This window comes from Kitasatospora sp. NPDC057692 (genome assembly GCF_042799475.1).
GTDB lineage: Bacteria > Actinomycetota > Actinomycetes > Streptomycetales > Streptomycetaceae > Kitasatospora.
The window spans coordinates 1-9,941 of the sequence record NZ_JBHVIV010000148.1 but is presented as its reverse complement, the minus strand read 5'-3'; the positions used below and the strand labels follow the sequence as shown (position 1 = coordinate 9,941).

The window sequence follows — 9,941 nt, the reverse complement described above, 5'->3', positions numbered from 1 at the left end:
TGGGGGTGGGGTCCTGCCCCGCCCCCCTGGGGGGGGGTCTTTTGGGGGGGGGGGGGGGGGGGGGGGGGCGCCGGGGGGGGGGGGGGGGGGGGGGGGCCCCCCCCCCCCCCACGGCGGGGGTGTCCGGGGGTCAGTAGTCCCAGACCACCGGCACGAAGCGGAAGGTGCCGCTGCCGGCGTCCGCCACGTGGCAGACGGACGGGAAGGGCAGGTGGGTGGCCACCAACTGCTCGCCGGTCGCCGCCATCTCCGTCAGGAGGCGGACCCGGACGCGGGCCGACTCCTCGGGGTCGTGGTCGAAGCCGTTGTGCCAGTCGGGCTTGTCGAACCCGCACTGGAACACCGCGTCGCCCGCGAACGTCAGCCGGTCGCCGCCGGACTCCAGCCGGATGACGCTGTGGCCGGGGGTGTGACCGCCGGTGCGGCGGATCACGACGCCCGGCGCCACCTCGTACTCCTTCTCGAACGGCCGCAACTGGCCGCGGTACAGGTCCAGGAACCTTGAGGCGGTCCGGCGGAGCACGTCCGGCACCGGCGCGGGCATGTCGGTGCGGGAGAAGTCGGGCGCCGCCCAGAACTCGGCCTCGGCCGCCGCCAGGTGGACCCGCAGGTCCGCGCGCAGCCGGCCCCGCAGCCCCTCGACGAGCAGCCCGCCGATGTGGTCCATGTGCAGGTGGGTGAGCACCACGTCGGTCACCGACGCGGGGTCGATCCCGGCCGCGTCCAGCCGTGCGGCCAGCTGCCCGGCCCGGGGGAAGCCGGGGAACTCCGTGCCCAGGCCCGAGTCGACCAGGACGGTGCGGCCGCCGCTGCGCACCACGGCCACGTTCAGCGGCCAGTTGATCGACTCCAGCGGCAGGTACATGTCCCCGAGCCAGGCCTTCAGGTCGGCCGCCGGGGCGTTGGTGGCCAGCGTCGCGGGGGAGATCGGCAGCACCCCGTCGCTGATCACCAGCACGTCGATGTCACCGACCTTCAACGCGTAGCGCGACGGGACCGGTTCGTCGAGCCCGGCAGCGTCGGGGCGGGCGAAGTTGACCTGGGTCATGGGTGTTCTCCTCACGAAGGGCGTCGACCGGAGTCCTCGACGGCGCCACCGCGCACCGCGCCGTCCGGTCACCCATGAAGACCGGCGGGCGGTCCGTTCTGTGACAACCGCGGGCACGTCCGGCCGGATCCGACGAGGTGTCACAGACGGTCCGCCAACCCGGTCTTCCCGTTCGGGAGCGAACGCCCGCGACCTCCGGACCGGGTGCGCCCGGCCGCACGGGCCGCCGCTCGACGGCATCACGACACAGGAGACGAGGTCACGTGAAACACCTCCGACCAGCGGCGGCCCTCCTGGCCGCCCTGGTGATCCCCTTCGCCGCACCGGAACTCGCCACCGCGGCCCCGGTGCCCGATTCCCCACCCGCGCTCTCCGCCCCGGCGGCGACGTCCGAGGCCCCGGCCGCGTCCGCCGAGGAACCGGACCTGAGCTACGCCAACCGCGCCGCCCCGCCGATCGGCATGCCGGACTGGTCCCGCGTCGGCTACCGGGGCGGCCAGGACCTGCCGCGCGGCGAGTCCGCCCTCACCGAGGACGCCGCCTGCCGCATCTCGCCGCAGAAGCTCGCCACCACCTACGGCGTGCGCGCGGACGACGGCGCCGACGACACCGCCGGGCTGCAGCGGGCGATCGACGACATCGGGAACCAGTGCTCGCCGAAGGCCGACTTCAACCGGCTCTCGCTGATCGAACTGCCCGCCGGCCGGGTCGACCTGTCCCGGCAGGTCTACGTCGACGCCGGGTTCCTGACCCTCCGGGGCAAGGGCTCTGGCCCGGGCGGCACCCGGCTGGTCTTCCGGCCCGACCTCAGCACCCGCTACGACACGGTGATCAACGGCCGCTGGGACCAGGACGGCATGGTGGCCGGGACCGGCGGCGACGTCGGCACCGGCGGCTGGATGTGGCCGGGGCGCGGCATGTTCCGGGTCCAGACCCGCGAGGTCGCGGCGCGCTACCAGGACGACTGGGAGGCGGCCTCGACCGTCCCCATGCGCAAGGACATCTTCGAGGGCAGCGTCAACCAGCACTGGGTGTCCGGCCTGAAGCTGGCCGCACGGGACGGCGACCCGGGCTACTCCGCCCGGCAGGGGTCGTCGGTCGTCCGGCTGGACGCCAAGGTCGACATGAAGAGGTTCCGCACCGGCGGCTACGTCTGGGTCGGCGCGGCCAACAGCAAGAACTTCTACGCGCAGCAGGGCATCACCGACCCGAGCATGATCGAGGCGCTCCACATGCGCCAGCAGATGTTCCAGGTGCTCCGGGTCGACGCGACGGCGAAGACGGTCACCCTGGACCGCCCGCTGGAGTGGGACCTGCCGGTCAACTCCGAGTCGGACGGCTCCCCGCCCATCAACGGCAACGGCACGCCGTACGCCAGCAAGATCACCCCGCTGAAGACCGTCGAGGGCGTCGGCTTCGAGGACTTCGCCTTCACCCAGGACATGAACGGACTGCCGAAGATCGGCGGCCAGGAGACGTACCGGCTGACCCCCGAGCAGGCCGTGCACAACTACGGCAACCTGGCGCCCGAGTACGCGATGCACGGCATCGTCTTCAAGTGGGCGGCGAACAGCTGGGCGCGCGGCCTCAAGGCCGAGATGACCGGCTCGCACCCGATCGTCACCGAGAACGCGCGCAACCTGCAGATCGAGCGCAACACCTTCGAGGGCGCCTGGAACAAGGGCAAGGGCGGCAACGGCTACCTGCGCGGCAGCCGGGTCTGGAACTCCCTCTGGGCCCACAACGTGAGCCGCGACCTGCGCCACTTCACCTTCCAGTGGTCCGCCAGCGGCAACGTCGCCTTCCGCAACGACCTCGACTCCGACCTCAACCTGCACGGCGGGTGGGAGCACAACAACCTCTTCGAGCAGAACACGCTCCGGATCCCGTACGAACACCGCTCCGGCAGCTGCTCCGCCAACTGCGGCGGCGAGGGCGGCGAGATGGACGACGGGACGTGGTACCCGATCTGGTGGGCGGCCGGCCCCAAGGCCGGCAAGTGGTCCGGCTCCTCCGGCCCGCAGAACGTCTTCTACAACAACACGATGCTCAAACAGAGCACTCCGGGCGGCCCGTTCGAACCGTACGGGCCCTACGGCAACCGGGCCGGCACCGCCTTCCAGTTCGGCTCCGACAGCCGGGAACCGGACCGCTTCCAGCCGCTCGGCCAGAGCGGGCAGGCCATCGCCGACTGGACCGGCCGGGAGACGCTGGACTACGCGGGCCAGGGCGTGGTGCCGCTCGACGTGGGCAAGCGGCACTCCCTCTTCCTGCGCTACACCGGCGGCGAACTCGATCCCCGCGCCGGCGACGAGCGCAGGGTGGTCACCTGGAACATGCGCGGGCGGTACATCACGGGCGCGAACAACGGCTCCGACAAGTGGCGGACCAGCCTGGAGGAGATCGCCGCCAACCAGCGGCCCGACGTCATCCTCCTCCAGGAGGCCGGCGGCCCGCCCTTCCCGCTGGGCATCGACGCCGAGCGCGTCGAGATACCGCAGACCACGTACCAGCGGCGGAACTCCGCGGGCGAGGTCATCGAAACGCCCCCCATCAGGGAGTACCGGCGGACGCTGAACGGCGTCCCCGGCTACCTGTACTGGCTGCAGACGGACACCATGACGAACGGGCAGGTCGGCCAGACGAACCTCGCCATCTGGTCGCGGGAGCGGGCACGGGCCGTCCAGGCGGGGGACGCCCCGGGAACCGAGACGTTCTTCGTCGTCCCCTCCCCCGGCAGCGACACCTCCCGTCCGGCGTTCGGCGTCCGGATCGGCGACACCGTCTACTTCACGGTGCACATGGACACGAGCGGCGGCGCGAACGCCACCAGGCTGCTCAACGCCATCAGGACCCGCACCAGGACGCAGCAGGCCGCGACCGCCGTCTTCGGCGACTTCAACACCAACCTGCGCGGACTCAGCCTGCAGATGCAGAACCTGTACCAGATCAGCGGGCCGACGCAGCACACCTACCCGGTCGACGGGAACCAGCCGCCGGCGCACTACGACTACGGCGCGCTCGACCACATCAGCACACCGCGGCTCCACTTCCACGAGGCCACGCGGGTCGACGCCGTGCGGACCTCGGACCACTACCCCGTCCTGTTCAGGCTCTCCCCCGACCCGGCCCCGCCACTGCCGCTGCCCGAGGCGGAGCCCAAGAAGACGAAGCCGAAGGGCGCCCGCACCGCCCGCTCCGCCAAGAGCTCCTACGCGCCCTACCCCAGCACCAAGCCCGGGAGCGGACCGGGCAGCGGCGGCCGCAGGCTCGGCACCCGGCCGGTCGACCGGGGCAACCGCGACATGGAGACCCTCGTCCTGGAGCCGGCCGCCGACCACCCGGACCAGTTCCGCATCCTGCACCGGATGACCCGCACCTACCTGAGCCAGGAGTTCGGCCTCCTGAACACTCCCGCGGTGCTGCTGCCGAACGGCGGCGAGGGGCTGACCCAGATCTGGAGCGTCATCGACATGGGCGACGGCACCTGGGTGGTGCTGAACGCCGAGACCTCGCAGGTGCTCGCCGTCGCCGACGGGCCCGACGGCGAGGAGGTGATGCTCCGCGACTTCGACGCGGAGGACCCCGCCCAGCGGTGGTTCTTCCAGGACCCCGAGACCGAGGCACTGGACACGGACGAGCTGCTGCGGCAGGACGACGATCCGCAGGACCTGGTGGTCGGCGTGCCGGCCGGCGGCGGCACCGGCCTCCCGCTGGACCTGGTGGTCGACGGCCACGGCGCCCGCGAGCAGTTCACCACCGTCTCCGCCGGCCGGATCGGCGAGGAGCACTGCTACTACCTCATCAACAACGGGAAGTACGTCACCAGCTCCGCGTCCGACCCGTACCCCCGGCACGACGCGCTCCTGACGATGGACACCTTCCGGCCCGACCACCCCGGCTACCTGTGGTGCACCGACACCCCCGACCGGCACGCCGCCACGGGCGTCCCGCTGACCCAGCGCAACGCCACCGGGCAGCGCCTCTACCTCACCTCGCGCGGCAACGCCCGCGGGCTCTCCGTGACGGAGAGCCCCGCCGCCGCGGACCTGTGGACCTGGAAGGAGGTCCCCCGGTGAACGGTGCGGCGCAGCACGTCCGTTCCGACTGACCGATTCTGACGGACTGTCACAGAACGGGGGCGTTCCCGGTCTTCCTCTGCGGGAGGGGGAACGCCCCCGCCCCACCCGCACCGGCCCCCGGGCCGGCGACACCACCTGGAGTACCGAATGACGACAACAGTCCTCAGGCGCCGCGGGGTCCGCGCCCTGCTGGCCTTCGCCGTGGCCGCCGCGGTCGCCGTCCCCGGCCTCGGGGCCGCGTCCCCGGCCCGGGCGGACACGCCCGACGGCACGACCAAGGTCGTGGAGGTGAAGCTCGACTACGACTACACCGGCGGCAACGTCGCCGGGTACCACACGGCGCTCATCCGCCTCCGCCAGGCGGCGGGGCGGCAGTTCCGCGACGACGACGTCTACATCACCCAGGCGACGCCGCCCGGCCTGATCGCGCTGCGGATCCAGGACCGCGACGGCAACGAGCTGTCGAGCCTCTACTTCAACCCGGCGAACCTCTACGTCGGCGGCTTCCGAACCAAGAGCGGCAAGCTGTACGCGTTCAACGACGCCTCGGAGAACGTGCGCACCGAGATGGGCCGCGGCGGCCAGGTGAACACGCTGGCCTTCGGTGGCAGCTACGGCTCGCTGATCTCCGCAGCCGGGGAGGAGCCGTCGATCGAGTGGCTGAACGGGTTCATCGGCTCGGCCGAGACCGTCGGCAAGGCCGACCAGTCGATGGGCGACGCCGCCGGCCGGGCGAGCGTCGCCCGGTCGCTGATCAAGCTGATCGGCGCGTTCTCGGAGGCCGCCCGGTTCACCGACTTCCGCGACACCTGGGACGCGGTCGTCGCCGGGCGCAAGGGCGGCGCCTTCTTCGAGGTGTCCAACCCCCGCCTGCGGGCGCTGCGCGGCGCCTGGGGGTCCATCTCCAAGTTCGCGATCGACATCACCACCGTCCCGTCCACGCCCGCGCTGACGGTCGGCGACGTGGGGACGTTCGCGACCTGGCAGGACGTCCGCGACCACCTGCGGGTGATCCGGCGATAGCGGGCCAGCGGGCCCGCGGGCGTTCGGACCTCCCGGCGGAGGCGCCGGGGCGGACGGGCGGGGCGGGGGCGGCGATCGGGCCGCCCCCGCCCCGCTCACCGCCCCGCCAGCAGCGACTCCAGGGCGGCGGTGTCCCCGGCCCCGGAGGCCGCCACGAAGGCCGCCAGCAGCCGCCGGTGCTCCACCGCGTCGACGGCCCCGCGCTGGTCGGCGGCCAGCCGGCGGCGGGCCCGGCTGGAGATCTGGCGGACGTTGACGGCGCTGAGGCGCAGCATCCCGGCGATGTCGGCGTACGCGTACTCGAAGGCCTCGCGCAGGATGTACACCGCCCGCTCGGTGGGCGTCAGCCGCTCCAGGAGCACGAGCAGCGCGGACGCCAGCTCCTCCGCCCGCTGCACGCCGGCCTCGGGGTCGCCGCCGGTGGCGACCGGCTCGGGCAGCCAGGGGTGGAGCGGGGTCTGGCGGCGAGACCGGGCGGACTGGGCCACGTTGAGGGCCAGCCGGGCGGTGGCGCGGGACAGGAAGGCCGCGGGGCTGACCACCGCCGAACGGTCGGTCAGCTGCCAGCGCAGCCAGACGTCCTGGACCACGTCCTCCGCTTCGACCGCGCATCCCAGGATCCGGTACGCGGTGCCGAAGAGGCGCGACCGCAGCCCCTGGAAGGCGGCGGCGGCTTCGTCCAGGGCGCTCTCCGCGGCGGCCGGCCGGGTGTCCGGACGCGTTCCGGGCAGGTCTGTCAACACATTCATCACGGCTCCGTTTCGCCTGCGGCATCCGTCGATGCCCCGGGAACACGCTCCCGCCGCGGCCCCCGCCGTGACGCCCCGGAAGGTGCCTGGTCCGCCGCCCCGGTGCCCCCTGGTCGGCGGACCAGGGGGCACCGGGGCCCGGGGGCGGACCCGGGCTCAGGCCGTGGCCGCCGCGGGGTCGGGCAGGACGCCGCCGAGCTGCCGGCGGGAGGTGACGCCGAGCTTCGTGTAGACCTTGCGCAGGTGCCACTCCACCGTGTGCGGGCTGAGGAACAGCTGGGCCCCGATCTCGGGGTTGGTCATGCCGCCCCCGGCCAGGCGGGCGATCTGGGACTCCTGGGCGGTGAGCGCGGTCCGGGACTCCGCCGGACGCAGGGGCGCCGACCCCCCGGTGGCGCGCAGCTCCCGCCACGCGCGCTCCGCGAAGCCCTCGACCCCGATCCTGCTCAGCACCCGGTAGGCGGTGCCCAGGTGCTCGCGGGCGTCGGCCCGGCGGTTCTCCCGGCGCAGCCACTCGCCGTAGAGCAGGTGGGCGCGAGCGTGGGTGATCCGGACCCCGGTGCGGCCCAGGCGTTCGACGGCCTCCCGGTGGAGGGCGTCGGCCTCCGCTCCCCCGCTCACCTGGGCCCGGACCAGGGCGGAGGTTCCGAGGGCCCAGTCGGTGCCGCTGGCCCGGGCCAGGTCGGCGACCCGGTGGGCCGCCTCGGCGGCGCGGGCCGGCCGGCCGCTGCGGGCGGCGGCCTCGACGAGCTCGACCGTCGACCTGATCGCGAGCCCGAGCTCCTGGAGGCTCTCCGCACCCCGCTCGGCGGCGGCGAAGGCCTCGTCGTAGCGGCCGAGCCCGTTGTACAGCACCGCCTTGGCCCATTCGCCGGAGCCGGGGACCCCGCCCGGCCCGCCGCGGTGGTGGCCGGCGTCCCGGGCCATCGCGCCGGTGGCCCTGAGCACCTCGGCCTCCCGGCCCTTCCACGGTTCGGTCACCAGGGACGCGTAGTGGGCGAGGTAGCGGCTTCCGGTGGCCTCGCCGATCACCCGCGCCTCGGCGATGAGCGCGTCCGCCTGGTCGAGGTCACCGGCCAGGACGCGGTTGGAGACGAGCTGCAGCAGGGCCGACGGCAGCACCGACAGCGCGCCCGTCGTGCGGGCCAGCTCGACCAGGCGCGCGGAGAGCACCGTGTTGCTGTCGAAGTCCCAGACGTTGAAGGCCATCCTGGCGGCGAGCGGGAACCAGCCGAGGCCCTCCTCGGCGGACACCTCCTCGGTGCACAGGGCGCCCAGGGCGCGCAGCACCGTGGGCGCGCCCGCCCGGTAGCCGTCGACGGCCATCGCGGCCAGCCCGCGCAGCAGGAGGTCGTGGCGCTCCGGGGGCGGCCCGGGTGGAGCGGCGAGCGCGGCCCGGCCGATGTCGGCCAGCGCGGCGCCGCTCGGCGGCCGGTCGACGAGGAGGGCCGCGTGCAGCGCGTCGCGGTAGGTCTGCTGGGCGAGTCCGGTGTCGAGCGCCTCCAAGTGGCCGGCGGCCCGCACCAGCACCGGCAGGGCGCCGCCGGCGTTCTGGGAGGCGAACGCGATCCGGCCGCGCAGGAGGTCCGCCTGGGCGATCCGGTGCTCGTCCAGCGGGCCGAGCGCGGCCGCGTTCAGCAGTTCGCGCGCGGTGTCGTAGCCGCCGGCCTGGTACTTGGCCTGGGCCGCCGCCAGGGCCCTGGCGGCGCGGGCGGCAGGGTCGGGGGTGAGCTCGGCCGCCCGCTCCAGGAACGCGGCGGCGGCCGCGGCACCGCCCCGGGCCTGGGCCCGGTCCGCGGAGCGCTCCAGCTCGGCGGCGACGTCCTCGCTGGGCCCCGCGGTGGCGTTGGCGAGGTGCCAGGCCCGGCGGTCCGGGTCGGAGTCCTGGTCGGTCACCTCGGCCAGGGCCCGGTGCACCTGCTGGCGGGCCTCCGGTGTGGCGGCCCGGTAGGCCGCCGAGCGCACCACGGGATGCCGGAACCGCACCCTGGTACCGATCGTGACCAGGCCCGCCGCTTCGGCCGCCGGGACGGCGGACTCCTCGATGCCCAGCAGCGCGGCCGCCGCGGCCAGCAGGGCGACGTCGCCGACCGGTTCGGCCGCGGCGAGGAGCAGCAGGTACCGGGCGGCGGGCGGCAGGGCCTGGATCCGCTGCAGGAAACTCTGCTCGATCTGCCCGGCCAGCGGCCGCGCGTCAGGGCGTCCGAAACCGCCGGCCAGCTCCTCCGGGCCGAGCCCGCGGGGCAGTTCGAGCAGCGCCAGCGGATTGCCCTGGGTCTCGGCGACGATGCGGTCGCGGACGCGTTCGTCGAGCCGGCCCGGGACCACGGATTCCAGCAGGGCTCGGGCGTCGCTTTCCCCGAGCCGTCCGACGGTGAGCTGCGGCAACCCCGCGAACCGGGGTTCCAGGGACGGCTCGCGCACGGCGAGGACCAGGCCGATCCGCTCGGCGAGCAGCCTCCGGGCGACGAAGGCCAGCGTCTGCGCGGAGACCTCGTCCAGCCACTGGGCGTCGTCGACGAGGCAGGCCAGCGGGTCCTGCCCGGCGGCGTCGGCGAGCAGGCTGAGCACGGCGAGGGCGACCAGGAAGCGGTCCGGCGGGGTGCCCGCGGTCAGCCCGAACGCGGTGCCCAGCGCGTCGCGCTGCGGGGCCGGCAGGCGGCCGAGCCGGTCCAGGAACGGGGCGCACAGCTGGTGGAGCCCGGCGTACGGGAGCTCCATCTCGGACTGGACGCCGGTGACCCGGGCGGTCCGGAAACCCCGTGCCCGGGCGGCGGCGTGGTCGAGCAGTCTGGTCTTCCCCACGCCCGGCTCGCCGCGGAGCACCAGGACCCGGCTCCCACCGCCGCGCACGGCGTCGAGCAGGTCCTCCAGTGTCCCGCACTCGCGGCTGCGCCCCAGCATCGGCTCGTGAGTCATGGGCCGGTCGGCCTCCCCTTCGGTCCCCCGCCGGGCCCGGATCCACAGACCCAGCGGGTGGTCGTGCCCGGCGCGGGGGGGGGGGGGGCCCCGCGGGGGGGTTCCAGGCGTCCTCCGCCC

General features: G+C 74.3%; 4 protein-coding genes and 1 pseudogene. 2 read left to right on the top strand and 3 right to left on the bottom strand.

What is annotated here, in order from left to right; all coding sequences use genetic code 11:
- Positions 1–130 precede the first annotated feature (130 nt).
- A complete protein-coding gene (locus ACFVFS_RS39425) occupies positions 131–1,048 on the bottom strand; it encodes an MBL fold metallo-hydrolase (protein WP_380629838.1) in 918 nt (305 codons plus the stop codon).
- A 263-nt stretch (positions 1,049–1,311) separates the two neighbouring features.
- On the opposite strand from ACFVFS_RS39425, the gene ACFVFS_RS39420 reads away from it, so the two are divergent.
- Entirely contained in the window at positions 1,312–5,127 is a 3,816-nt protein-coding gene (locus tag ACFVFS_RS39420; protein WP_380629836.1) for an endonuclease/exonuclease/phosphatase family protein, read from the top strand.
- 150 nt (positions 5,128–5,277) lie between these two features.
- Positions 5,278–6,153: a ribosome-inactivating family protein gene (locus tag ACFVFS_RS39415; RefSeq protein ID WP_380629835.1), complete on the top strand. Its 876-nt coding sequence runs from the start codon at positions 5,278–5,280 to the stop codon at positions 6,151–6,153.
- Positions 6,154–6,260: 107 nt separating this feature from the next.
- On the opposite strand, the pseudogene ACFVFS_RS39410 reads toward ACFVFS_RS39415, so the two are convergent.
- Together ACFVFS_RS39410 and ACFVFS_RS39405 are read right to left on the bottom strand one after the other, a co-directional pair.
- Positions 6,261–6,902: pseudogene (locus ACFVFS_RS39410) on the bottom strand (sigma-70 family RNA polymerase sigma factor); the annotation flags it as partial.
- Between the two features lie 156 nt (positions 6,903–7,058).
- Entirely contained in the window at positions 7,059–9,821 is a 2,763-nt protein-coding gene (locus ACFVFS_RS39405) for an AAA family ATPase (protein ID WP_380629833.1), read from the bottom strand.
- Between the last annotated feature and the right edge of the window lie 120 nt (positions 9,822–9,941).

What these genes read in the sequence shown, in the direction of transcription:
- ACFVFS_RS39425 (WP_380629838.1), bottom strand. Translation starts at nt 1,048, where the DNA reads ATGACCCAGGTCAACTTCGCCCGCCCCGACGCTGCCGGGCTCGACGAA.
- ACFVFS_RS39405 (WP_380629833.1), bottom strand. Translation starts at nt 9,821, where the DNA reads ATGACTCACGAGCCGATGCTGGGGCGCAGCCGCGAGTGCGGGACACTG.
- ACFVFS_RS39415 (WP_380629835.1), top strand. Translation starts at nt 5,278, where the DNA reads ATGACGACAACAGTCCTCAGGCGCCGCGGGGTCCGCGCCCTGCTGGCC.